The 26720-nt window shown below is 43.5% G+C and carries 17 protein-coding genes and 2 pseudogenes; 6 read left to right on the top strand and 13 right to left on the bottom strand.

The annotated features are described in order from the left end of the window. On the bottom strand, positions 1–9572 hold a 9572-nt coding region (locus P7J58_RS07145), incomplete at its 3' end, for a DUF1542 domain-containing protein (protein WP_408555588.1). 228 nt (positions 9573–9800) lie between these two features. On the opposite strand from P7J58_RS07145, the pseudogene P7J58_RS07140 reads away from it, so the two are divergent. Then, positions 9801–9929 (top strand): annotated as a pseudogene (locus tag P7J58_RS07140) (AraC family transcriptional regulator); the annotation flags it as partial. A 387-nt stretch (positions 9930–10316) separates the two neighbouring features. Here P7J58_RS07140 and P7J58_RS07135 read toward each other — a convergent pair. Beyond that, positions 10317–10952, bottom strand: a pseudogene (locus P7J58_RS07135) (site-specific integrase); the annotation flags it as partial. Here P7J58_RS07135 and P7J58_RS07130 point away from each other — a divergent pair. From P7J58_RS07130 to P7J58_RS07120, 3 genes are all read left to right on the top strand, one after another. After that, positions 10923–11228, top strand: coding sequence for a hypothetical protein (locus P7J58_RS07130; RefSeq protein WP_029173784.1), 306 nt, complete (start codon positions 10923–10925; stop codon positions 11226–11228). The pseudogene P7J58_RS07135 and the gene P7J58_RS07130 sit on opposite strands and share 30 nt — an antisense overlap. A gap of 168 nt (positions 11229–11396) precedes the next feature. Next, positions 11397–11588 (top strand): type II toxin-antitoxin system HicA family toxin, encoded by a 192-nt coding sequence (locus tag P7J58_RS07125; RefSeq protein WP_024375895.1) that lies wholly within the window; start codon positions 11397–11399, stop codon positions 11586–11588. A 35-nt stretch (positions 11589–11623) separates the two neighbouring features. After that, positions 11624–12001, top strand: coding sequence for a type II toxin-antitoxin system HicB family antitoxin (locus P7J58_RS07120; RefSeq protein ID WP_024375896.1), 378 nt, complete (start codon positions 11624–11626; stop codon positions 11999–12001). A 322-nt stretch (positions 12002–12323) separates the two neighbouring features. On the opposite strand, the gene P7J58_RS07115 is transcribed toward P7J58_RS07120, so the two are convergent. The 6 genes from P7J58_RS07115 to rpiA form a co-directional block, all read right to left on the bottom strand. Beyond that, positions 12324–14591, bottom strand: a complete 2268-nt coding sequence (locus tag P7J58_RS07115; RefSeq protein WP_408555589.1) for a glycogen/starch/alpha-glucan phosphorylase — start codon at positions 14589–14591, stop codon at positions 12324–12326. A 161-nt stretch (positions 14592–14752) separates the two neighbouring features. Then, positions 14753–15466 carry a purine-nucleoside phosphorylase gene (gene deoD / locus P7J58_RS07110; protein WP_024375898.1) on the bottom strand — a complete coding sequence of 238 codons (714 nt, stop codon included), beginning with the start codon at positions 15464–15466 and terminating at the stop codon, positions 14753–14755. Between the two features lie 32 nt (positions 15467–15498). Then, positions 15499–16308, bottom strand: a complete 810-nt coding sequence (locus P7J58_RS07105) for a purine-nucleoside phosphorylase (RefSeq protein ID WP_029179444.1) — start codon at positions 16306–16308, stop codon at positions 15499–15501. A gap of 11 nt (positions 16309–16319) precedes the next feature. Continuing rightward, positions 16320–16676, bottom strand: coding sequence for an arsenate reductase family protein (locus P7J58_RS07100; protein ID WP_029179445.1), 357 nt, complete (start codon positions 16674–16676; stop codon positions 16320–16322). Beyond that, entirely contained in the window at positions 16676–17887 is a 1212-nt protein-coding gene (locus P7J58_RS07095) for a phosphopentomutase (RefSeq protein WP_408555590.1), read from the bottom strand. Before P7J58_RS07095 ends, P7J58_RS07100 begins: the two co-directional genes overlap by 1 nt. Positions 17888–18214: 327 nt before the next feature. Then, positions 18215–18889 (bottom strand): ribose-5-phosphate isomerase RpiA, encoded by a 675-nt coding sequence (gene rpiA, locus P7J58_RS07090; RefSeq protein ID WP_408555591.1) that lies wholly within the window; start codon positions 18887–18889, stop codon positions 18215–18217. Between the two features lie 1108 nt (positions 18890–19997). Here rpiA and mnmE point away from each other — a divergent pair. Next, positions 19998–21371: a tRNA uridine-5-carboxymethylaminomethyl(34) synthesis GTPase MnmE gene (gene mnmE, locus P7J58_RS07085; RefSeq protein ID WP_408555592.1), complete on the top strand. Its 1374-nt coding sequence runs from the start codon at positions 19998–20000 to the stop codon at positions 21369–21371. A 110-nt stretch (positions 21372–21481) separates the two neighbouring features. Beyond that, on the top strand, positions 21482–22558 hold the full coding sequence (locus P7J58_RS07080) for a hypothetical protein (RefSeq protein ID WP_408555593.1): 1077 nt from the start codon (positions 21482–21484) through the stop codon (positions 22556–22558). A 32-nt stretch (positions 22559–22590) separates the two neighbouring features. On the opposite strand, the gene P7J58_RS07075 is transcribed toward P7J58_RS07080, so the two are convergent. From P7J58_RS07075 to pepV, 5 genes are all read right to left on the bottom strand, one after another. Then, positions 22591–23172 carry a LemA family protein gene (locus tag P7J58_RS07075; RefSeq protein WP_408555594.1) on the bottom strand — a complete coding sequence of 194 codons (582 nt, stop codon included), beginning with the start codon at positions 23170–23172 and terminating at the stop codon, positions 22591–22593. An 18-nt stretch (positions 23173–23190) separates the two neighbouring features. Then, entirely contained in the window at positions 23191–23964 is a 774-nt protein-coding gene (locus tag P7J58_RS07070) for a TPM domain-containing protein (protein WP_249548163.1), read from the bottom strand. 57 nt (positions 23965–24021) lie between these two features. Next, positions 24022–24600: a uracil-DNA glycosylase family protein gene (locus P7J58_RS07065; protein ID WP_044691785.1), complete on the bottom strand. Its 579-nt coding sequence runs from the start codon at positions 24598–24600 to the stop codon at positions 24022–24024. Then, positions 24587–25045 (bottom strand): GNAT family N-acetyltransferase, encoded by a 459-nt coding sequence (locus P7J58_RS07060; RefSeq protein ID WP_172011311.1) that lies wholly within the window; start codon positions 25043–25045, stop codon positions 24587–24589. The genes P7J58_RS07065 and P7J58_RS07060 overlap by 14 nt, the downstream gene beginning before the upstream one ends. Positions 25046–25237: 192 nt before the next feature. After that, on the bottom strand, positions 25238–26638 hold the full coding sequence (gene pepV, locus P7J58_RS07055) for a dipeptidase PepV (RefSeq protein ID WP_408555595.1): 1401 nt from the start codon (positions 26636–26638) through the stop codon (positions 25238–25240). Between the last annotated feature and the right edge of the window lie 82 nt (positions 26639–26720).

Raw genomic sequence — 26720 nt, 5'->3', positions numbered from 1 at the left:
AGAGTTGCTGCATCTACTTCGTCAGCTTTAGTTGCTGCATCGATTGCGTCGTTAGCTTTCGCTACTTCTGCATCTACGGCATCTTTAGCTGCTTGTTTCTCAGCGTCTGTCAAGTTGTCGTTTGCGTCGATTGCTGCTTTCGCATCTTCTGCTGCTGCTTTAAGTTCTTCTTTAGCGACTGCTTTCTCACCTGCAAGAGTTGCTGTATCAACTTCGTCTGCTTTAGTTGCTGCATCAATTGCTTCGTTAGCTTTCGCTACTTCTGCATCTACGGCATCTTTAGCTGCTTGTTTCTCAGCATCTGTCAAGTTGTCGTTTGCGTCGATTGCTTTCTTAGCATCTTCTGCTGCGGCTTTAAGTTCTTCTTTAGCAAGTGCTTTCTCACCTGCAAGAGTTGCTGTATCAACTTCGTCTGCTTTAGTTGCTGCATCGATAGCTTCGTTAGCTTTCGCTACTTCAGTATCTACTGCTACCTTAGCGGCTGCTTTCTCTTCTGGTGTCAAGTTGTCGTTTGCTTCGATGGCTGCTTTCGCATCTTCGGCTGCCGCCTTAAGTTCTTCCTTAGCGACTGCTTTCTCACCTGCAAGAGTTGCTGCATCTACTTCGTCTGCCTTAGTTGCTGCATCGATGGCTTCGTTAGCTTTTGCTACTTCTGCATCTACTGCATCTTTAGCTGCTTGTTTCTCTGCATCTGACAAGTTTGGATTTGCATCGATAGCTTTCTTAGCATCTTCTACTGCCGCTTTAAGTTCTTCTTTAGCGACTGCTTTCTCACCTGCAAGAGTTGCTGCGTCAACTTCGTCAGCCTTAGTTGCTGCATCGATTGCGTCGTTAGCTTTCGCTACTTCTGCATCTACGGCATCTTTAGCGGCTGCTTTCTCTTCTGGTGTCAAGTTGTCGTTGGCGTCGATAGCTGCTTTCGCATCGGCTGCTGCCGCTTTAAGTTCTTCCTTAGCAACTGCTTTCTCACCTGCAAGAGTTGCTGCATCTACTTCTTCAGCTTTGGTTGCTGCGTCGATGGCTTTTTCTGCCTTAGCAACTTCATCATCTACGGCTTTCTTAGCTGCTGCTTTTTCTTCTGGTGTCAAGTTTGCGTTTTCGTCGATAGCTTTCTTAGCATCGTCAGCTGCCGCTTTAAGTTCTTCTTTAGCGACTGCTTTTTCACCTACGAGTGTAGCTGCGTCTACTGCATCCGCGGTTGCTGCCTTGTCGATAGCTTCGTTAGCTTTCGCTACTTCAGTATCTACTGCTGCCTTAGCGGCTGCTTTCTCTTCTGGTGTCAAGTTGTCGTTGGCGTCGATAGCTTTCTTAGCATCGTCTGCTGCCGCTTTAAGTTCTTCTTTAGCGACTGCTTTTTCACCGTCAAGAGTAGCTGTGTTAACTTCGTCTGCTGATGTTGCTGCATCGATGGCGTCGTTAGCTTTCGCTACTTCATCATCTACAGCTTTCTTAGCAGCTGCTTTCTCGTCTGGTGTCAAGTTGTCGTTGGCGTCGATAGCTTTCTTAGCATCTTCTGCTGCCGCTTTAAGTTCTTCTTTAGCGACTGCTTTCTCACCTGCAAGAGTTGCTGTATCAACTTCGTCAGCCTTGGTTGCTGCGTCGATGGCTTCGTTAGCTTTCGCTACTTCTGCATCTACTGCATCTTTAGCCGCTTGTTTCTCAGCATCTGTCAAGTTGTCGTTGGCATCGATAGCTTTCTTAGCATCTTCTGCTGCTGCTTTGAGTTCTTCCTTAGCAACTGCTTTCTCACCTGCAAGAGTTGCTGCGTCAACTTCGTCTGCTTTGGTTGCTGCGTCGATTGCGTCGTTTGCTTTCGCTACTTCTGCATCTACGGCATCTTTAGCTGCTTGTTTCTCAGCATCTGTCAAGTTATCGTTGGCATCGATAGCTTTCTTAGCATCTTCTGCTGCCGCTTTAAGCTCTTCCTTAGCGACTGCTTTCTCACCTGCAAGAGTTGCTGTTTCAACTTCTTCTGCCTTGGTTGCTGCGTCGATCGCTTCGTCAGCTTTCGCTACTTCATCATCTACAGCTTTCTTAGCGGCTGCTTTCTCGTCTGGTGTCAAGTTGTCGTTGGCGTCGATCGCTGCTTTCGCATCGTCAGCTGCTGCCTTGATTTCTTCTTTAGCAAGTGCTTTCTCACCTGCAAGAGTTGCTGTTTCAACTTCTTCTGCCTTGGTTGCTGCGTCGATCGCTTCGTTTGCTTTCGCTACTTCATCATCTACAGCTTTCTTAGCGGCTGCTTTCTCGTCTGGTGTCAAATTGTCGTTGGCGTCGATTGCTTTCTTAGCATCGTCCGCTGCGGCTTTGACTTCTTCCTTAGCGACTGCTTTCTCACCTGCAAGAGTTGCTGCATCTACTTCTTCAGCTTTGGTTGCTGCGTCGATGGCTTTTTCTGCCTTAGCAACTTCATCATCTACGGCTTTCTTAGCTGCTGCTTTTTCTTCTGGTGTCAAGTTTGCGTTTTCGTCGATAGCTTTCTTAGCATCGTCAGCTGCCGCTTTAAGTTCTTCTTTAGCGACTGCTTTTTCACCTACGAGTGTAGCTGCGTCTACTGCATCCGCGGTTGCTGCCTTGTCGATAGCTTCGTTAGCTTTCGCTACTTCAGTATCTACTGCTGCCTTAGCGGCTGCTTTCTCTTCTGGTGTCAAGTTGTCGTTGGCGTCGATTGCTTTCTTAGCATCGTCGGCTGCTGCCTTAAGTTCTTCTTTAGCGACTACTTTCTCACCTGCAAGAGTTGCTGTCTCAACTTCGTCTGCTTTAGTTGCTGCATCGATTGCGTCGTTAGCTTTCGCTACTTCTGCATCTACGGCATCTTTAGCTGCTTGTTTCTCAGCGTCTGTCAAGTTGTCGTTGGTGTCAATTGCTTTCTTAGCATCGTCTGCTGCTGCCTTAAGTTCTTCCTTAGCGACTGCTTTCTCACCTGCAAGAGTTGCTGTATCAACTTCGTCTGCTTTGGTTGCTGCGTCGATTGCGTCGTTTGCTTTCGCTACTTCTGCATCTACGGCATCTTTAGCTGCTTGTTTCTCAGCATCTGTCAAGTTATCGTTGGCATCGATAGCTTTCTTAGCATCTTCTGCTGCCGCTTTAAGCTCTTCCTTAGCGACTGCTTTCTCACCTGCAAGAGTTGCTGTTTCAACTTCTTCTGCCTTGGTTGCTGCGTCGATCGCTTCGTCAGCTTTCGCTACTTCATCATCTACAGCTTTCTTAGCGGCTGCTTTCTCGTCTGGTGTCAAGTTGTCGTTGGCGTCGATCGCTGCTTTCGCATCGTCTGCTGCTGCCTTGATTTCTTCCTTAGCGACTGCTTTCTCACCTACAAGAGTTGCTGCGTCTACTGCATCTGCGGTTGCTGCCTTGTCGATTGCGTCGTTAGCTTTCGCTACTTCTGCATCTACGGCATCTTTAGCCGCTTGTTTCTCAGCGTCTGTCAAGTTGTCGTTAGCATCGATTGCTGCTTTCGCATCTTCTGCTGCTGCCTTAAGTTCTTCTTTAGCGACTGCTTTTTCACCTGCAAGAGTTGCTGCGTCGATTTCTTCTGCTGTCTTAGCTGCGTCGATGGCTTTTTCTGCCTTAGCAACTTCATCATCTACTGTTGCCTTAGCGGCTGCTTTCTCTTCTGGTGTCAAGTTGTCGTTGGCATCGATGGCTGCTTTTGCATCGTCAGCTGCGGCTTCAAGTTCTTCCTTAGCGAATGCTTTTTCACCTACAAGCGTTGCATTGTCGATAGCATCTGCTGTAGTTGCTTTATCGATGGCTTTTTCTGCCTTGCTCAATTCAACGTAGACATCTGCTTTCGCTGCTGCTTTCTCATCGTCTGTCAAGTTAGCATTTTCATCAATAGCTCGCAATGCATCTTCTGCAGCGGCTTTGACTTCTTCTTTAGCGACTGCTTTTTCACCTACAAGAGTTGCTGCGTCGATTGCTTCTGCCGTCTTAGCATTGTCAATCTCAAGGTTTGTTGCTGCAACTTCTGCATCAATCGCTAATTTAAGAGCAGTCTTCTCAGACTCAGGCAAGTTTGCGTTTGCATCGATGGCTTTCTTAGCATCTTCTGCTGCCGCTTTGACTTCTTCTTTAGCGACTGCTTTTTCACCTACAAGAGTTGCTGTATCTACTTCTTCAGCTTTGGTTGCTGCGTCGATGGCTTTTTCTGCCTTAGCAACTTCATCATCTACGGCTTTCTTAGCTGCTGCTTTTTCTTCTGGTGTCAAGTTTGCGTTTGCGTCGATGGCTTTCTTAGCATCGTCCGCTGCCGCTTTAAGTTCTTCTTTAGCGACTGCTTTTTCACCTACAAGCGTAGCTGCGTCAACGGCATCTGCTGTCTTAGCTGCATCGATCGCTTCGTTAGCTTTCGCTACTTCATCATCTACAGCTTTCTTAGCGGCTGCTTTCTCGTCTGGTGTCAAGTTTGCGTTTTCATCGATGGCTTTCTTAGCATCGTCAGCTGCTGCCTTGATTTCTTCTTTAGCAAGTGCTTTTTCACCCGCAAGAGTTGCTGCATCAACTTCGTCAGCTGTTTTCGCTACTGTAACGGCTTCCTTAGCTTTTGCCAATTCAGCATCGACTGCATCTTTAGCGGCTTGTTTCTCAGCATCTGTCAAGTTTGCATTTTCTTCGATAGCTTTCTTAGCATCTTCTGCTGCTGTTTCAAGTTCTGCAGTAGCGAATGCTTTTTCACCTACAAGCGTTGCATTGTCGATAGCATCCGCTGTAGTTGCTTTATCGATTGCTTTTTCAGCCTTGCTCAATTCAACGTAGACATCTGCTTTCGCTTTTGCTTTCTCGTCGTCTGTCAAGTTCGCATTTTCATCGATAGATCTCAATGCATCTTCCGCAGCGGCTTTGACTTCTGCCTTAGCAATTGTTTTTTCTGTTGCAAGAGTTGCTGCATCAATATCTTCTGCTGTCTCAGCATTGTCAATCTCAAGGTTTGCTGCTGCAACTTCTGCGTCAATTGCTAATTTAAGAGCATTCTTCTCAGATTCAGGCAAGTTTGTGTTTTCGTCGATAGCTTTCTTAGCATCGTCCGCTGCTGCCTTGATTTCTGCTTTAGCATTTGCTTTTTCAGCGTCAAGTGTCGCTGTGTCAACATCTGCTGCTGTTTTCGCGTTTTCGATGTTTTCAAGAGTGGTATCTCTTGCTTCCTCAATGGCTGCAATTGCTTCTTCTTTGGCAGTATCTGACAAGTTGTCGTTGGCCTTGATACCCGCGATTGCATCAGCTGCGTCAGCTTTTACTTCTTCTTTAGCAACATCTTGAGTAGCATCGAAGGTCTTGCTTTGAATGTCAGCTGCTGTTGTTGCATCTGTAATAGCTTTTTCAGCTGTTTCAGCTGCTTTGGTAACAGCTGCTTTGTATTCATCTTTTTCAGCATCTGTCAAGTTGGTATTTGCTTCAATACCTTTCACAGCATCAGCTGTAGCTGCGGCTACTTCTTGCTTAGCGATGTCTTTTTGAGCAAGAACTGTTTCAGCGTCAACAGTATCTGCATCCGTTGCAGCGTCAATCTTAGTTTCTGTATCTTTCAACGCTTTATCGATTGCATCTGTGTAGACTTTCTTCTCATCAGCTGTCAAGTTTGAATTTTTAGCAATAGCTTCTTTTGCATCGTCAGCTGCTGCTGTCGTTTCAACTGTAGCAATCGTTTTCAAGCCATCAAGGGCACCTTTGGCAACTTCATCAGCTGTTGTTGCATTCTTCACAGCTTCTTCTGCTGCTTGACGAGCTTTCTTCAAGTCGTCAAGGGCTTTTGTTTTAGCTGCTGTTGACAAGTTGTCCGCTGCTTCGATCGCTTTCACTGCGTCATCGTAAGCCGCTTTAATCTCGATGTTTGCAAGGTCTTTTACAGCTGCATCTTCTAAGGTTTGAACTGCTTCTGGTGTCGTTGCTTTTTCGATGTTTGTTACTGCTTCCGCTTCCTTAGCCTGAGCTGCAAGTTTCGCTGCATCTTTTTCGTCTTGTGACAAGTTTGAGTTAGCATCGATTGCTGCTTCTACAGTTGCCAAGTCTTTAGCTATCTTGTTCTTAGCGTCTTGTTTAGCTGCGTCAAGAACATCTGCGGCGATTGCTTTCGTGCCTGCTTCTTCTGCTGCCTGAGCTGCTTCTGAAGTCGTTGCTGCATCAATCGCTTTGTTAGCGTCTTCTTCTGCTTTAGCTACTTCTGCCTTAGCATCTGCAATTTCTTTTTCTGACAAGTTTGGATTTGACTCGATCGCTGCATTTGCTGCTTTAACATCTTTGGCTATCTTGTTCTTAGCGTCTTGTTTAGCTGCGTCAAGAACATCTTCTGCGATAGCTTTCGTGCCTGCAAGAGTTGCTGCATCTACTTCATCAGCTTTGGTTGCTGCGTCGATGGCTTTTTCTGCTTTCGCTACTTCTGCATCTACTGCATCTTTAGCTGCTTGTTTCTCAGCGTCTGTCAAGTTGTCGTTAGCGTCAATTGCTTTCTTAGCATCTTCTGCTGCCGCTTTAAGTTCTTCCTTAGCGGCTGCTTTCTTAGGACTTGTGCTTGTGTCGATTCCAGCAATGGCTGTTTTGCCAGCTTCAAGTGCTGTATCTACACCTGCATTATCTGTCGCTGCATCAATTGCTTTATCTGCTTCCTCTTTAGCTTTATCCAATTCTGCTTGTTTTGCGTCTTTTTCTTCAGCTGTCAAACCTGAATTGGTAATCGCATCTTTCTTAGCATTGTAGGCATCTTCAAGAGTTTGCTTAGCGGCTGCTTTCTCAGCACTTGTAGTTGTATTGATTGCGTTAATCTCTGATTTGCCATCCTCAAGAGCCTTAGTTAAGTCTTCAGTAGTAGTAGCATTATCAATTGCATTATTAGCTTGGTCTTTTGCTTCTTGAACTTCCGTCAGTTTGGCTGCTTTCTCCTCATCAGTAAGGGCAGAAGCATTGATTTCAGCAACCTTCTCTTTTGATGCTTTATCAATTTCCGCTTTCGCAAGATTTCTTGCAGGCGCTTTATCTTCATTGATGAGGTGTGATGCTGGAACTGTTACGACAGTACCGTCATTATAGGTTACTGTTGCTTCACCTGTATCAGATACGGTAATGCTTTGAATGAGGTTAGCGCTATCTGTATTCGCGTTGTTAATCGCTTGTTTTAAACTATCCTTCTCAGTATCAGTTAGTTTATTGGCATCAAAGACGACAGTCTTGTCTGTTGGATGGGCAAGGTAGAGTGCTTTATATGTTGTATCCGTTGTGATTTTGCCACTCTTAGGTAATACTTCACCTGCATCTGTTTGCCAACGCACAAAGGTATGCCCCTGAAGAGTAGGCGACTCAACTTTTTCTTTAAACTTTTTATTACTAAAATCAATAGAATAGAGATTATTGCTCACAGCTACCATTTTAGATGTTTTTGATCCTTTGAGTTGACCTTGACCAGCATCAAACGTGATAAAAATCCATTTATCTCGATCATCTGAACCATATAATGCTAAATATTGTTCTTTAGTTGGATAATTAACGTCTTCAACTTCATAAACGACGTTTGGATATAGTTTTGTATCCGTGACAACAGTATCCCTATACTTGTCACGTGCAAAAGCATTTCCTGGTTTATATGCATTATCCTGACTTGAAACATTCACACCCCAACCAACAACTGTGTCGTATTGAGCTGTTTTTACAGTCGGCCATTGCCAAGCAGGGTCATCTAACAATGTTCCCCATTTCACATTCTCTTTGACAAATACTTTTACCGATTCACCAGTTTGAGTACCTAATGTGAAACCTTTAGTATATGGAGTTTTGTTGAATGATACAGTTACGTAGCCCTGAGGTGCTGTTTCCGATGCAGAACTTGGGATTTTAATAATCGCTGTGTATGTAGACTCAATAGTCGCTTTACCATTTTTAAGAGCCCCTTCAACAGCCGAATCTGTTGTTGCATCATCAACTGCTTTTATAGCATTTTCCTTAGCTTTACTCAAGTCAGCTTGTTTAATAGCCTTTTCGTCAGCTGTAAGTACAGAATTTTCAATTTCTGCTTTCTCAGTATTGTAGGCTTCTTCAAGAGCTTCCTTAGCTTTTGTTTTTATAGTACTAGTTGTGCTAACTGCTTCAATCGCTGCTGTCCCATCCGAAATAGCCTTAGTTAAGTCTTCAGTAGTAGCAGCATTATCAATTGCAATATCAGCTCGGTCTTGTACATCTCGAACTTCCGTCAGTCTAGCTCTTTTCTCTTCTTCAGTGAGATTTGAGGCATTGATGGCAGCACTCTTTTCCATTGCATCTTTTTCAATTTCTGCTTTGGCATTGCTTCTAGCAGTAGCCTTGTCTTCGTTAGTAAGAGTTGCGGATGGAACTTTAACTGCGGTACCATCATCAAATGTTACAGTAGCTTCACCAGTAGCGGATATGTCAATCGCTTTGATGACTTGCGGAACCCCTGTACTTAAATTAGGGTTTGCATCATATATCTTTTGCTTGACCTGTTCTTTCTCGGAAGTTGTTAAATTTGTACGATCAAATACAGCTACCTGGTTTTGTGGATGTGCAAGATATAATGCATTGTATGTTTCTTCGGTTGTAATAGAGCCACTCTTAGGTAGGGCTGTGCCAGCAGTTGTTTGCCAACGAACAAAGGTATGCCCCGCAAGAGTTGCAGTTTCAATCTTCTCTGTAAATTTTTTATTATTAAAATCAATAGAGTAAAGATTGTTACTTACAGCAACCATTTTCGAAGTTTTTTTGCTTTTGGTGAGTTGACCTTGACCAGCATCAAACGTGATAAAAATCCATTTATCTCGATCATCTGAACCATATAATGCTAAATATTGTTCTTTAGTTGGATAATTAACGTCTTCAACTTCATAAACGACGTTTGGATACAATTTTGTATTAGTGACAACTTCATCCTTATACTTTTCACGTGAAAAAGCATTTCCTGAATTATATGTATCTTTATTTGAAATATTCACAGCCCAACCAACAACCGTGTCGCCTGAATATTTTGTTTCTACAGTCGGCCATTTCCAAGCAGGGTCATCTAACAATTCTCCCCATGTCACAGTATTTTTGACAAATACTTTTACCGATTTGCCAGTTTGAGTACCTAATGTGAAACCTTTAGTAAAATCATGTCCGTTGAATGATACAGTTACGTAGCCCGGAGGTGCTGTTTCCGACGCAGAACTTGGGATTATCATAATCGGTTCATCTACTGGTTGGTTAGTCGAACCACCTCCTTGTGTTCCAGTATCTGCTGAACGTGAGGTTCCTACTGGTTGGCTACTTGCTGAACCTGTATCACCTGCAGGCTGGACATTCGCAGTTGAGTTTGTTGTATTACCAGTCTGAACTCCTGAGCTATTATCTCCTTGATTATCTGCTTGTGGCTGCGTTGTCGAATTTGTACCATCGGAAGTTCCATCATTATTTACAATTTGCCCGTTTGAAGCTCCATCTCCATTGACTCCTGTTTCAGCGCTTACAATCGTTCCTGCACTAAGAACCAAGGTCGTACCTAACAGAACACTTGCAGCACCAATATGATATTTACGGATAGAGAAACGCTGGCGCACTCCATACCAATCAAATGATTTCTTTTTCGAACGATTCATATCGTCACTCCTTTTGAATAAATATTACCAGAGAAAAAAGAAGCGTTCAAAAAATCAGTTTTCCCTAGTTTCAAGTCACCAAGACTCTGAGTTAATTATACCTCACCCCCCCCCCCCCGATTTTCAAGTATTTTAGTACATTCTTTGTACCGCACGTTGTAAAGTCAAGTGCAACAAGTTCATTGATGACTAGAGTTCCAGAGGTTAAGCTCTATTATCCAAGAAGAAGGTATCTATTTCGACATCACGATAAAAGCAAAATTACATGAACTCCTTTATCTGCTTTTTAAACATCGCTATGTAAACAGACACTATACTGATGATACCTACCAAAAATGCCAAAAACTCAAGGAATTGAGCCGATTATCATTCACAAATTAATTGCAACTCACTTTAGAGATTAGTAATTTTAATACTCATTTAAAATCAAAATTAGCTATCTACTAATCAAATTGTATATAGAGAATTTCAATTTTGAAGTTTTCGAAAAGAGAATGGCTAGTCAAAATCTATGATTTCCAATCTGAGCTTAGATATTGAAATTTTACACATAGAAATTGACCTTAGTATTCTATTTTTGATTTTTATTGAGTATTAGATATGTCCTGTTTTTAATTCACTCGACTATCCAATCCACGGATTTTCATAATATTTTTTCTTTTATCCTTTCAAACGTTGATTTCATGCAGTTTCTAGCACCTTGTATTTAGTTGATTTTGTAATTTGTTCACCTTTTTGTTCACCCTAAAGACTATTCATGGCTTTTTCGTAATATAAAACCGCTTCTTTTTCCTTGTCTTTGGATAGGTGACCATATGTATCTAAAGTCATAGCGATATTGGAATGACCGATCCTATATTGTAATTCCTTATAAGTGATACCAGCGTTCAACAGTAAACTAGCGTGGGTATGGCGGAATGCGTGACAAGTAAAACGAGGAATACCCAAAGCCTTACACCGACAATTTATAACTTCTTGTAGTGAAACCCGTGGGAGGTATTCCCTTAAAGTTGTCGCAAAGACAACACCAGGAGCACACGCGCCAACCTCAAGAAACATCAAGCGTTGACGATTTTGATATTGTTTCAGCAAGAGAACTGTTTTTTTGTCTATGCTGATAATACGGGTACCCGCCTTTGTCTTTGTTGTCCCGATAATGTGTAGTTCCATGCTATAGGTTTTACTGATTGATATTGTACCAGCTTCTAGGTCAATATCAGACAATTCAAGGGCAGACAATTCACCAATACGACAACCAGTGGCAAGTAATAACTTAAAAATAACATATTGGTAATACTTGGTAAAGTTCCTACTTGCTAATTGTTCAGCATAATCGAGAAACTGTTTTAAGTGTTCAGGTTCGATAAACCTGACCGCCTGACGACCCGAAGCACGCAAGAAGATAGATTACTGAACGCTATCGCAGTAAGTCAGGAAGTGGATGAAATAGAGCGAGCTATCTCAAACTTGGATAAGTTACACAGTGACATACTTACAGAGAAGTATATCAAGCGTCAGAAAACAGGTTTGGCACTCTATGAAAGTTTTTACATGGGAAAGTCTATGTTTTACGAAGCATTACAAACAGCTTTGTTAGACTTTGCTTGTATATTTAAGAATGGGGAACTATTGCAGTATAAAGACGGACAGGGCTAATATTCGCAAAATACCCCCAATTTTTAAATCGGGGGTGGGTTTGTTCGTGATTCCACAACGCCGGCCCTTTCCGTGCACAATTTTCCCTTTTTGAAGTTTTTAAGATAAAAGAATTTGACAAATGCGCATAATGTGTATATAATAAATAATGTAAGGAGGTAGAGCGCTATGCCACTTACTGGAAAAGAAATGGCAAAACTTGCAGAGGCTAACGGGTGGAAAGAAATCCGAGTTAATGGAAGTCACCACCATTTCAAAAAAGAAGGATTTTCAAAAATAGTCACAATCCCAGTTCATGGAAACAAGGACTTGGGCAAAGGGCTAGAAAAGAAAATCCTGAGAGATTTGGGGCTACTTTGAAATGCCCCTCCTTTTTCGCTTTTGGAGGTAGAAACATGTTAAAATCTTACCCAGCTATTTTTCATAAAGATGAACAAGGTTATTGGGTGGAGTTCCCAGAGTTTAGTGGTGGTACTCAAGGGGATAACCTTGAGGAAGCTATGTACAATGCCCGTGATTTTTTAGAAAGCTCTATTGCCCTTTATATTGATGAGGGGATGGAGTTACCAAAAGTAAGCGATATAAAGGAGTTAAGCGCTCCTGATGGCTTTGTTTCAATGATACAAGCTGATCCAACACCGTATATTAAGAATAATAAAGCAATTAGAAAGAATGTGACAGTGCCTGAATGGTTAACAAAATTGGCAGACCGTGAGGGTTTGAACTATTCGGAAATTTTAACAACGGCTTTAGAAACACGATTACAAGTGTAAACATGATATAATACACTTACCAGCGATCAAAAAAAGCGCATCAATTCGATACGCTAGTTACTTGCCTGCTAAACTCATAAAATTTTTGAGGTTATCGCCCTTTGATAACCTTTTTTTCATTGTAAAATTTGTTCACCTTTTTGTTCACCCTGAGGGGGAACATAAGGAAATATAAAGAGATACGATTTTTTAAAAAACCAGTAAAATCACGAGTTTGGGAGTTATAACACTCTCAAACGTTAGTCAAATTTCAATTCCACAACAACTCATACTTTCAAAGTCAGAACACAAAAAATGACCCCGCAAGGTCATTTTTAGGGCTCTATTTCGCTTCCAAATGCCAAATATCTTCGTTGTACTGTTGAATGGTACGGTCAGATGAAAAGAATCCTGCTTTAGCAATGTTGACGATAACCTTATCCAACCAGCTGTCACGGTCTTCATAGTCAGCCAACATTCTTTCCTTAGTCACAATGTAGTCTTCCAAGTCAAGCAAAGTCATGAAGTGGTCATTGTGCTTAAGGTTATCCTGTAAGCGCCAGAGGCGTTCATCGATACCACCAGCCTGACGAATGGTGTCAGAAGTGATGAAATCAATCAATGGACGGATGGCTTCACGTTCGTATAAGGCATATGGATGGTAGGTTCCATTTGCATAGTGGTCGATAACAGTCTGGCTATCTTGACCGAAGATGTAGATATTTTCATCGCCGACCAATTCATGAATTTCCACGTTGGCACCGTCGTCTGTACCAATAGTCAAGGCGCCGTTGAGCATGAATTTCATATTACCAGTACCAGAAGCTTCTTTAGATGCAAGAGAAATCTGCTCTGAAATGTCTGCCGCTGGGATGATGAAGCTGGCTTCCGTTACGTTGTAGTTTTCAATCATGACCAACTGCAAATGTGGTGCCACTTCTGGGTCATTTTTGATCACCTGTGACAAGACCAAAATCAGATGAATGATGTCTTGTGCTGTAGTGTAAGCTGGTGCCGCTTTTCCACCAAAGAAGACAGTCAATGGACGTGCAGGGATATTCCCAGCCTTGATGTCCAAATACTTATGGATTACATAGAGGACATTCATCTGTTGACGCTTGTACTCGTGCATACGCTTGATTTGCACATCAAAGATGGACTCTGGATTAACTTCAACACCTTGAGTTTTAGCAATATGACGTTGTAATTTACGCTTGTTGTGTTGCTTGGTTTTTTCCAACCAAGATTTCAGTTCCTTGTCATTCTTGTATTCTAAAAGTTTTTCCAACTCGCTAGCATCGTGATGATAGCCATGTCCAAGTAGACCGTCCAGGTAGCTTGCCAAACTTGGATTAGCATGCATGAGCCAGCGACGGAAGGTGATACCGTTTGTCTTGTTGTTAAACTTCTCAGGGTAAAGCTCGTAGAAGGCTTTCAACTCAGATGTTTTCAAAATCTCGGTATGGAGTGCCGCCACCCCATTGATAGAATAACCATAATGAATATCCATGTGGGCCATGTGAACACGACCATGCTCATCGATAATATTTACCGCTGGGTCATTTTTCACTTCTTTGGCACGGCGGTCCAACTCCTCGATAAATGGTACTAAGTGAGGTACCACACGATTCAAGAAGTCAAGCGGCCATTTTTCAAGAGCCTCTGACAAGATGGTATGGTTGGTATAAGCAGTCATTTTCTTGACAATTTCGATTGCTTCATCAAATGAAATGCCACGAAGTTCCAACAAACGAATCAATTCTGGAATCACAAGTGATGGGTGAGTATCGTTGATTTGAACAACAGCATAATCAGGTAGGTCATGTAAGTTTGACCCCTTAGCAACTGCTTCATCAATCAATAGTTGCGCAGCGTTAGACACCATAAAATACTGCTGGAAGATGCGCAGAACTTTACCTTCATCTGTCGAATCATCTGGATAAAGGAAGAGGGTTAAGTTACGGAAAATGTCTTCTTTGTCAAACTCGATACCATCGTAGATGATATTGTCATCAACTGAACCAAGGTCAAACAAACGCAAACGGTTCTTCCGCTCAGTCTTATAACCAGGCACGTCAATATCGTACAACTTAGAAGTCAAGGTAAAGTTAGCAAATGGCACTTGGTAAGAAATTGGGGATTCTGTCAACCAAGAACGTGGTGTAATCCATTCATTTGGCACTGCAGATTGTTGGTGGTATTCGAACAACTGACGGAAAAGTCCGAAGTGGTAGTTCAATCCGACACCGTCTCCGTTGAGACCAAGGCTAGCAATGGAATCAAGGAAGCAGGCGGCCAAACGACCCAAACCACCGTTACCAAGTGATGGCTCCATCTCCACATCTTCAATGGCAATCAAGTCCTTACCTGCTGCTGCAAGCTGGCTCTTCACCTCATCATAAACACCCAAGTTGATTAAGTTGTTAGACAAGAGTTTACCAATCAAGAACTCAGCAGAAATATAGTAAACTTTCTTCTTTTGCTCGTTGGTGTACTTAGCTTCACTTTGTTGCTTGGTAAATGCAAGCAAGGCATAATAGAGTTCGTAATCCGAACAGTCTTCAATACGTTTTGCATACATGGACTGAACAAAGTTTTGTAAATTTATCATGACACTCTCCTAAATATATTAATGTAATTATCAAGAAACGTTTCGTCATAAATTTGTAAACGTTTTCTTAATTATACCTTATTTACAAAAAAAAGACAAGCTAAGTTCCGTACAAATAGAACTTAGTTCGTCTTTCAAACGATTTCAGAATCTCAAATTACTTATTCAGCAATGAGGGTTTCCAAACCAACCTTCATCATGTCTGTGAAGGTATTTTGACGCTCTTCTGCAGTTGTGTCTTCTTCTGGGTTGACCAAGCTATCTGAAATCGTCATAATGGCAAGCGTTTGAACGCCAAACTTAGCGCCTAGGTAATAAAGTGCAGCTGCTTCCATTTCTACAGCCTTGACACCTAGTTGACCTAATTCTAAGTTGCGACTAAACAATTTTGGAGAATAGAAACTATCTGATGATAAAACATTGCCAACATGCGTTGTCATGTTGAGTTCTTTGGCGATATGATAAGCCTTATCTAAAAGACCAAAATCAGCGATTTGTGGCAAATCGTACTCTGGCCAGTCAATATTAATCATGCGAGAATTAGTTGCTGCTGCCTGAGCCAAGACCAATTCACGAACATGAACATCCTTGTTGAGCGAACCGGCAGTTCCTACACGGATTAGCTTTTTCACACCGTAGTCATTGATAAGCTCGTGGGCGTAGATAGAGATAGAAGGCATTCCCATACCTGTTCCCATGACAGATACGCGATGACCTTTGTAAGTACCTGTGTAGCCGAACATATTGCGAACTTCGTTGAAGCAAACGGCATCTTCAAGGAAGTTTTCAGCGATAAATTTAGCACGAAGCGGATCACCAGGAAGCAAAATCTTATCAGCGATTTCGCCTGGTTTTGCGGAAATATGGATAGACATGTAATGTACCTCTTTGTTCTATTTTCGAATGCTTACAACTCAGCCAAGATAGCTTTCACCAAGCCCTTGAAATTGCCCTTGATTTGCTCGGTTACTTCTACAACTTCTTCGTGATTGAGTTCAGATTGGAAACCAGCCGCAAAGTTTGTGATAGCAGAAATACCCAAGACTTTCATGCCTGAGTGAGCTGCCACGATAACTTCTGGTACTGTTGACATACCGACTGCGTGGGCACCCATGGTCTTGAAGGCCAAGATTTCAGCAGGAGTCTCGTAGGTAGGACCTGTCACACCAAGGTAGACACCATCGTCCAACTTGATACTCAATTTTTCTGCAACGGCATGGGCTTTTTCACGGTATTCTTTGGTGTAGGCATTTGACATATCCGGGAAACGTGGACCAAATTCTTCCAAGTTTTCGCCAATCAATGGATTTTGACCAGTCATGTTGATGTGGTCTGTAATGGCCATAAGGGTACCTGGACCGTAGCCGATACCACCTGCGGCATTTGTTACAATCACGCCTTCACAACCAAGAGCTTTCATGACACGGACTGGGAAGGTCACGACTTCCATCGGATTGCCTTCATAGAAGTGGAAACGTCCTTGCAAGGCCAAGACCTTGCGTCCTGCCAAATCACCGTAAACCAACTTACCAGCGTGACCTACAACTGTTGACTTGCCCCAGTTTGGAATGTCTGCATAATCGATTACGATAGCATTTTCTACTTCTTCCGCTAATTCGCCCAAACCTGAGCCCAAAATCAAACCAAATTCAGGCTTGACCAAACCTTTTTCTTCTAAGAAGGTTTTTGTTTCATTGATTTTTGCAAGTAAACTCATATTTTCTCCTTTTACAAATAAGCTGACCAGTCATATTCTGGCATTTTTTCTTTAATGATTTCAAGCGGACGACAGAGAAAGGCTGTCTGTTCTCGCTCGATAATGGGACGGTTGAGAAGAGTAGGTTCTTCCAATAAACGCTCAAAGAGTTGTTCTTCTGACAAACCTGCTCGCTCTTCTTCTGTCAACCGAATAACTGCTGAAGGCTGACTGCCCATTTTTTCCAAGAGAGCTGTCAATTCCTCTGCTGTCAGTGGATTTTCTAGATAATTAACCCAATTGACTTCCATATCCTGACTGGACAGCAATATTCTTAATTTTTTACACTTGCTACAGTCAGGATTGTAATAGACCGTTAGCTTCTCCATTAAACCAATTGTGACAAGAAGCTTTCGCCAATCATGGCTGTATCCACTCCGAAGTTTTCCGCAACGGTTGCTGAAATGTCCGCAAAATGGCCTACTGGCAAGACACCGCTACCTTTGAAAGCCTTGCTGTATGCCAAGAGTGGCACGTATTCACGTGTATGGTCTGTTCCAGCATAGGATGGATCATTGCCGTGGTCTGCAGTAATCAAGAGCAGGTCATCTTCACGCATATTGTCAATAATCTCTGGAATACGTGCATCAAACTCTTGCAAACAATCGCGGTAGCCTTCGATATTGCGACGGTGACCATACACAGCATCAAAGTCAACTAAGTTTGTGAAGGAGAAACCTTCCTCGAAGTCTGATAACTTCAGAGTATCAATCAACACATCTACACCGTGCATGTTTGACTTGGTGTGGCCCATGTCGTTGGTAATACCTGATGCGTTGAAAATATCGCTGATTTTGCCGACAGAATAAGTTGGCACGCCTGCATCCGCAAGCTTGTTGAGAACAGTTGCTTCAAACGGCGACACCGCATAGTCATGACGGTTGGCAGTTCGTGAGAAATTGCCTGGTTCACCAACGTATGGACGGGCAATAATCCGACCAAGAAGAGCTGGGCGTTCAAGCGTAATGGAACGAGCGTATTCACAGATACGGTACAATTCATCCAGCGGAATAATATCTTCGTGGGCTGCAATCTGAAGCACAGGGTCTGCGGAGGTATAGACGATTAACTCCCCAGTTTCCATTTGGCGAGGGCCGAAGTCATCAATGACAGCTGTACCTGAATACGGCTTGTTTGCTTCGCGGATGATTTTACGACCTGAGAATTCTTCGATTTTTGTCAAAATCTCCTCTGGAAAGCCGTCCCAGAAAGTATCGAATGGCTCGGTGATATTGAGGCCCATGATTTCCCAGTGGCCTGTCATAGTATCTTTTCCGAGAGATACCTCTTCCAACTTGGTCACGTAGCCAGTCGGATTCTCCTCGGCAGGAACAGTCGCAAGGGCTGTGTCACGAGGGATGTTGCCAAGACCAATCTTGGTCATATTAGGCACCTCAAGCCCAGCTTTTTCAGAAATGTGACCGAGAGTATCAGATTCTGTATCTGCTACACCCGCATTGAAAAATTTATCTGAGTCTGGTGCTGCGCCGATTCCGACAGAGTCCATAACTACCAAGTGAACACGTTTAAATTTAGGCATAATTGTCTCCTTTATTTGAATAGTTAGATTCAACCAAAATCAACGTCCAACCAAGTTGCTAGACTGGAAATTATCGTTACCACATCTAAACATTTTAATGGGGTGCAATACTTATACAGTCACAGCTCTCGGTATCAAACTTCCTAACCATCAAAACTAGATACTGTTACTCGCTTCACTGCCTGCTGTTCAGCTATCGCTTTTTCAGTACCTATCGTCTGACTGCTACGAGGTAAGGGGATAGATTTTTGAAGAGTCTAAACGTTCGTGTTTTCATTATACCATAAAAAAGCCTCTCATTGTACCAAAATGAGAAGCGTTTTCAATTTATTTCTTTTCGATGATGTTCGGTCCTTCTGGTGTACCGACAATGACCTTAGAAATCAATCCAATAAAGAGACCGTGTTCTACAACACCGACGGTCCGATCCAATTCTTCCGCCAATGCATATGTGTCTTCTATTCTGCGCAAATCAAGGTCAATGATAAAGTTCTGCATATCCGTGATATGTTTTTCTCCATCACGCATACGGAAACTTGGACGATACCCTTTTTTCTCAAATAGTCGGAAAAGATTTTCCGCACCGTACTGCACGACTTCCACCGGCAACTTGAAGGCTCCTAGGGTTTGAACCATCTTAGACTCATCCACAATCCAGATGCAGTCCTTGCTATTGACTGCCACCACTTTCTCCATGAGAAGCGCTGCGCCACCGCCTTTAATCCCATTGAAGTCCCCATCAACCTCATCTGCTCCATCCACCGTTAAGTCCACATATTCGACTTCGTCGATATTTTTTAGGGGAATCCCAAGGGACGCAGCATGTTCTGCCGTAGCATGAGAGGTCGTTACGCCTGTGATCTGTAGCCCTTCTTCTGCAACCCGGCGGCCAATCTCCTGCACGAAATAGTATGCAGTCGAGCCAGTTCCCAGCCCAACAATCATCCCGTCCGTCACAAATTCCGCCGCCTTAATCCCAACCTGCTCTTTTAGGTTTGTCATGTCTGTCTCCTTTGAAGTCATTCTTGAAATAATTATACCACAGCTAAGACAGCAGTTCAAAATAACAACTCAAACTTCAGACAGCAAAGACTACAATATGTGCATAGTGACTAATGCTGAAATTATTTTTCAATCATAAGACTTGGGAAAAAGGAGTCAATATCATGTTTTATCTGGTCAAGATTATCAATCCTTTTTACCATAATATTCTCCTACATTACAATTTACGTAACTCTTCCCTAACCTCATCCTTGCTTACCGCCTCATTAAAGAACGGCAATCCGTCAATACGATAGCGGTCATCATCAACCAGTGTTCTCGCCCCATCTCGTTCAGAAATTTGATACCCTTCGGTTTTCTTAAATTTTTATGTTTCTATTATAACATAGTTAACCTAAATTAATAGCAACACTTTTTGTATTTCCATCAAATTATCTTCTCAAATTAATTACTATATTTATTGCCCTCTCAATACATTTCTGCACTCCTCATCCCTCATCTGTGCTTTTTTTATCATTCCATGTTAAACTTATAAGTAAGATTTAAACCTGTATTCACAGTTCAGCACTTCCATCTAAGGCTAGTTTATCAGCTATTCATCGTTAGTTTTTTTGGAGTGAGAAAGAACTCAATTGGTCACCAAAAGAGTTCCCCTCACTTCCAATACAGTAGCTTCGGCCTCTATGGTCACTTTCTAGTTTTAAGGTGACCAGCTGAAACAGTTCCCCAAACTGTTTCACTCCATCGGACTATTTTACTCCCACCCCCGCACAGCTCCAAAGGTTTGGGGAACCTTTGGAGGTCGGAGATAGAGCGAACAGAGTTCGCTACAAAACAGTCAGAGTAGTGACTGTTGGAGGTTGGAGATATAGCGAACAAAGTTCGCAACAGTCGTAGATGTCAGATTTGGAATGTGAAACACGAACTGCGGAGATTTGTTGTACACACCTTTAACAGTCCACTGCGCTGAGATGTTGACACGAACCCTGAGAAGTGGGGCTGGGCTTGAGCCCATCCCCCAAAAAACTGCCTTGATTAGCGACAAACTATCTCTTTTCTAAAAGCACTTTACTTGTAAATACAGATTCTAGTTAGAAAGCACATTATTATGATCACCAAAGAATTCGATACAATAACCGCTATTTCAACCCCTCTCGGTGAGGGAGCTATTGGGATTGTCCGCCTGTCAGGGACGGACGCTTTTGCCATTGCTAGCAAGGTCTTCAAAGGAAAAGACCTTGCGACTGTTCCTAGCCACAGCCTCAATTACGGCCACATTATCGATCCTGCGACGGGTCAAGTGCTGGACGAGGTTATGATCGGAGCCATGCGTTCTCCAAAAACCTTCACGCGCGAAGATGTCATTGAGATTAACACCCACGGAGGCATCGCCGTTACCAACGAAATCCTCCAGCTCCTCATTCGCCAAGGGGCTCGAATGGCTGAGCCGGGCGAATTTACCAAGCGGGCCTTTCTCAACGGCCGTGTGGATTTGACCCAGGCCGAGGCCGTCATGGATGTCATCCGTGCCAAGACTGACAAGGCCATGCACAATGCCGTCCGCCAGCTTGACGGCTCCCTCTCCCAGCTCATCAACGACACGCGCCAGGAGATTCTCAACACGCTGGCACAGGTCGAGGTCAACATCGACTACCCTGAGTACGACGACGTCGAGGAGGCGACGACAGAGCTGGTCCGCGAGAAAACTCTCCAGTTCCAAGCGCTTTTGGAAAATCTCCTCCGTACTGCCCGCCGTGGAAAAATCCTGCGTGAAGGCATCGCAACCGCTATTATCGGTCGTCCAAATGTGGGAAAATCCAGCCTACTCAATAATCTTCTCCGCGAGGAAAAAGCCATCGTTACAGACATCGCAGGAACAACCCGCGACGTTATCGAAGAATACGTCAACATCAAAGGCGTCCCCCTCAAGCTGATTGATACAGCAGGTATCCGTGAAACAGACGACATCGTTGAAAAAATCGGTGTGGAACGATCTAAAAAAGCCCTTGAGGAGGCCGACCTCATCCTACTAGTCCTCAACGCATCCGAGCCACTGACCGAGCAAGATCGTAACCTCCTAGCTATTTCTGATATGGCAAACCGTATCGTCCTGCTCAACAAGACCGACCTCGAAGAGCAGATCGAGGCTGACCAACTACCTGAGGATGTCATTCGCATTTCCGTCTTGAAAAACCAGAATATCAACCAAATCGAAGAAAAAATCAACCAGCTCTTCTTTGAAAATGCTGGTCGTATAGAGCAAGATGCCACCTACCTCTCCAATTCTCGTCATATTTCCCTGATTGAGCAAGCCGTCCAAAGCCTGCAAGCTGTCAATGACGGTCTTGAAATGGGCATGCCTGTTGACTTGTTACAGGTTGACCTGACCCGCTGTTGGCAGATTTTGGGAGAAATCACAGGAGATGCAGCTCCAGATGAACTCATCACCCAACTCTTTAGCCAATTCTGTCTTGGAAAATAGTATCACATATCATGCAAGAAAACTTGCATGATTTTTATTATATTAACACAAAAATATTTGATTATCTTTACCATTTAAGATATACTAAACTATAGAGAGGAGGTCTTCCCATGAAAAAAATCATTATCTGTATTGTACTTCTATCCTGTCTGGTTTTCCCTTTTATCGGCTGGAAACTCTACGCCTACCAGCACAACAAAATAAGTTTGACTGAGAATGCGGATTTCTACTTGGTTTATCCTGGCAAGGTCGAGACTTTTCAGCTAAATGGGCAAGAACCTGTTCTACTTCATACCCAAAAGATGAATTCTCAAGGCTATTTTGGCTCAGGTAAAAATTACATCCTCGAAGATCGCTATCTGGTCTTTGGCAACGACCATCAGAAATTTATCCATGATAATCTCATTTCCATTGACTTTCAGGATGGGACTGTTTTGCGTAAGCCTAGCAAACATAGTACCTCGATCAGTGGCACAGATGGAAACCATTTCTATACAGCAGGTGCTTATCATACGCTTGCGCAATTTGATAAGCAATTTGAAACACGTCAAACCCACGTTTTAAACGATGACTTCATCCCAAATGATCCAGTCATGGTAGACCAAACGTCAGTCTATTTAACTGGTTTTGTGAAAGATTTTACCCAAGAAGGGCCCGAGGAAAATGTCTTGATTGTATTTGATAAGAAAGATTTTTCGAAACAAGAAATATTCAAGTACGACAATAGCATTGCAACAGGCGATGGACTGTTGGTCAATGGAACCATCTATCTCACTATTTTTGGCAAGAGAGCTCCAGAATACGAAGATGGGCAAGTTCCTAATGAACTCCTGACCTTTGATACAAAATCCAAATCATTTTCGTCCGTAACTTTAGAGCCCCCCTCACCAAGCACCCTCCATGCTCTCAAAGACGAAAAACTTCTTCTCATCGAGCATCAAAATGGCATGTTTAGCCCACTTTCCTTTACTATTTACAATACCCAAACTGGCGAGCAATCCTACCATACTTTGAAGGACTTAAATCCTCGTCCTCACTACATCGACCATATCCGTCAAATCGATGACAAGCGCTTACTGATTATTTTGGCAAATCAACTCCTAATCTATGATATGGAGGCTAAGAGCATTATCAACCAGACCACTCTGTCAGAAGACTACGTTTCTGGAATTTGGATCAATCCATAAAATAAAGAACTCGGCTCCCTGAGCCTAGTTCTTTATTCGTTATCCTGTAAATCCACACTTGGAACGGTTGTCGCCGCATCATTTGTTGCCTGGAAGAGCTCTACTTTTTCATAGCCAAATAGGTTGGCGTAGATGGACGTCGGGAACCGTTTGATTTTTTTATTATAGGCAGTTGCCACCGCATTATAATCCTTGCGGGCAACTAAAATCCGATTTTCAGTCCCCTCTAGCTCGGTAATGAGGTCAGATACCTGTTGATTGGCTGTTAATTGCGGATAATTTTCCGTCACCATCAGCAAGCGAGACACAGCCGAATCCAGCTGGCTTTGGGCTTGATTGTAGTCACTGGTCCCTACTTGGCGGGAACCGATTTTCGCACGTGCATCCGCAATGGCTGTGAAAATCTCTTCCTCATGCTCCATAGCTCCTTTAACCGCTGCCACGACATTCGGTATCAGATCATAGCGCCGTTGGAGCTGGGTATCCACATTGGCCTGGGCATTTTCCACTTCTGCATGGCTATCAACCAGCCCATTGTATTGACCGATTGCCCCCATTCCTAAAAATAGCAGAGCGAAAACCGGGATTAGTATGGCTAACCATTTCTTTTTCATAAACTTTCCTTTCTTTTCTTACCAACCAGATGAGGCTCCACCGCCTCCACCACCGCCGCCAGACCAACCCCCTCCACCATAGGATGATGAAGAATGGGAGGAATGATTGTTGTGGTAATGATGGCGATCATCCACCAGCATCCAGAGCAGATTGCCTGGACCTCCGCCACCTCGGCTGGATTTATCAATAATCATAAAGATAATGACAACGAGAATAACAATCATAAACCAGACAAAGCTGTCACTTTCTGCACTGGTCTTCTCTTCCATGGCTGCCAGCTGTTCTTGGCCCAAACTTGTTCCATAGAATCGGTCTCCGATGGATTGGACAATATAGGTTACTCCGCCATCATAGTCTTCCTGACGGAAAAATTCCCTAGCATTTTCCAGAATATCCTTGGCTTCCACATCTGTCAACACCGTGGCAGCATTGTCGGAGGTCTCTATCCGAAACTCCCTGTCGGCTATGGCAATCACCAAGAGAATACCGTTGTCCGTTCCTGCAAAGCCAACCTGCCAGTCACGGAAGGTTGCGTTGGCTAGACTTTCAATATCAGTAGAAAGACTTTCCGTCACATAGACCCCAACCTGTAACTGCTGTTCACTTGCCGCCCAGGTCTGATTGAGTTGGTCAATGTTGGCAATGGTTTCACTGGAAAGAAGTTGGGTTTCATCAACCACCGTCGTATCAATTGGACGGGCTGGAATTCCCTCAGCTCCTACCAGACTAGGCTGACCTAGGCTGAACAATAAAAGCAAGAAACCTAATAAATAGAACAGATACTTTTTCATACGGCACCTCCTCTGAAGGTAGAAACAGTTTCTTTATATTATTGTATCATTTTTGCCTTATTTTTCAAGTATTTGCTTAAGTATATTTTGTAAATTTGGAATGATTTCCGCTTGAAACCAAGGATTCTTTGCCTGCCAGATATTGTTTCTAGGTGATGGATGGGGCAAAGGAAAATAGGTGGGAAGGTAATCATCTGCATGTTTCACTCTCTCCGTCAGGTTCCTTTGGGATTTTTCCAAATAATATTCTTGAGCATAGTTACCTACCAATAAGGTCAGCTCAAGCTCTGGCAGTTGGTCCAGAATAAGCAGGTGCCACTTGGGCGCAAAATCCTTGCGAGGCGGCAAATCACCAGACTTCCCTTTTCCTGGATAATAGAAATCCATAGGAAGAATAGCAAAATGACCCGATTCATAAAAAGTCTGTCGATCCACGTCCAACCATCGACGGAGGTTGTCACCACTAGCATCGTCAAATAAACGCCCTTTTTCCTGGGTCTTCAAGCCAGGTGCCTGTCCAATAATAAGAATTTTTGCGGTTGAAGGTGCTTGGAAAAGGGGAGCTATTCCCTTATTCGTAAAGTCTCGGTTCGCAACATCCCACATAATAGCTTGACGAATATCAGCAAGTTCCATGATGTCCTACTTTCTTAACCATGGTCACATCTTCTTCTAAGGTTCGGAAACCATATTTTTGGTAGAAAAAATAGGCTGGAAGGTTGCGTTCGGTTTGCAAAAGAATATGAACAATTTTTCTATCAGCTAACTGCTTCTCAATGTCAGCTAAAAAACTAGCACCATGTCCTTGCCCTTGGTAATCACGGGACATACAGAACTCTTCAATTCGATACTCTGTTCCCTCATACCAATAGCGAATGTAACCAAGTGACAGACTAATCAATTTTTCCTGGTCAAACAAGCCAAAACAGAGTGCTCTTGGGTGTCCCAGTAAATCACCTAAGTAGCAATCTAATTGTTCCTCATCCGACCAATCATCATTCCAAGGTTCTTGGCTGAAAACAGACAAAAATAATTCTTTAACCATTTCCATGTCTGAAAAACAAAGTTCTTTCAGTTCCATATTTCCTCCTAAAAAGGGAGTGGGAAAGAACTCGACTAGTAAAAAAAGAGTTCGTCTTCCCACCCCCGCACAGTTGATTAGGTCAGGTTTGGAGTGTTGAGCACGAACAAATCTGCCAATCAACCACTGCGCTGAGATGTTGACACGAACTCTGAAAAGTGGTGCTAGGCTTTTTGCCCAGCCTCTCATGTATTACTTAATGAGTTCGTAGATAGCTTCTGCATAGATGGTAGCGGCGCGGTAGAGTTGCTCAACTTCGATAAATTCGTTGGCTTGGTGCATGGTGTTGATATCGCCTGGGAACATGGCTCCGTAGGCAACGCCACGTTTGAGCAAGCGTCCAAATGTTCCGCCACCGATCACTTGTTCGTGGCCTTTCAAGCCTGTGTGTTTTTCGTAAACAGATAAGAGGGTTGCGACCATTGGGTCATCGATTGGGCAATAGTGTGGGGTATGGCCATGCTCCGACAGGCTGACAGCTTCCACACCCAGTTTTTCCAAACCAGCCTTGATGGTTTCAGGGTTGGTATTTTTTGGATAACGGAAGTTGAGGGCAATTGTGTTGTCAGATGAGGTTTCATCAAACTTAAAGACACCAGCGTTCATAGAAAGAGCTCCCATTTGCTCATCGTAGATGGCTACGCCGAGTTTTTGGGCATCGTGGTCTTCCAGAAGGACTTGTCCTGCCAAGTCAAGATAGGTTTTGGCTGCTCCGTCAAAGGCGAATTGGCTGAGGAATTTTGCCAAATAGGTTGCTCCGTTGACACCTTCTTCTGGGGTTGAACCGTGGGCTGATTTTCCGATGACGGTCACTTGTACCTGTCCGTTTTCAAGGGTTTCCGCGTCAGCTTTTAGGCCATAGGCTGCTGTAAAATCTGCCAACTTGTTGTCCAGGTCTGCTAGGTCGCCAGAAATAATAGCTGTCGCAGACTCCGGCACCATGTTCTCACGCAAACCGCCTGTGAAGGAATGCAGTTTAGCAGCTCCGCTATTTTCCCCCGCAAAATGCAAGTAAGCTGTGATATTGCCCTTTTCGCCGTTGATAATCGGGAACTCGGCATCTGGAGAAAATCCGAAGTCTGGCAATGGGAGCCCAACGTGCTCGAAGTAGTAATCCATATCCGCCCAGCCTGATTCTTCGTCGGTACCGACGATGAAACGGACTTTTTTAGAGGTCGGAAGGCCCAACTCCTTGATGATTTTCAAGCCGTAGTAGCAAGCCATGGTCGGTCCCTTGTCATCAGAAGATCCGCGGGCAAAGAGCTTGCCGTCAATGATTTGCGGCTCGTAAGGGTCGGTGTTCCAACCGCTTCCTGCTGGCACCACGTCCAAGTGACCGAAGATACCGAGGACTTCTTCGCCCTCTCCGAATTCAAAGTGACCTGCGTAGTTGTCAACGTTTTTCGTCGGATAGCCGTCACGCTGAGCAATTTCCAGGAACTTGTCCAAGGCATGCACTGGTCCGGGTCCAAATGGGTGCTGGGCATCTGCCTGGCTATCGTCACGCTCAGAATTGATGCGTAAGAGGTCAAAGAGGTCCGCTAGAAACTCATCTTTGCGTTTGTCAAACTCTGCTCTAAAATTAACTGTCATGTGTTCTCCTTTTCAGTATCAAAGTAAGTCTATTTTATCACAAAATGAAAGAGATTTCAGAAGTAAAGCTAAGAAAAAAAGT

Origin of the sequence: Streptococcus suis, from assembly GCF_046032535.1 — a bacterium.
Classification (GTDB): Bacteria; Bacillota; Bacilli; order Lactobacillales; family Streptococcaceae; genus Streptococcus; species Streptococcus suis_AK.
This window is presented reverse-complemented; position numbering and strand designations above follow the sequence as displayed.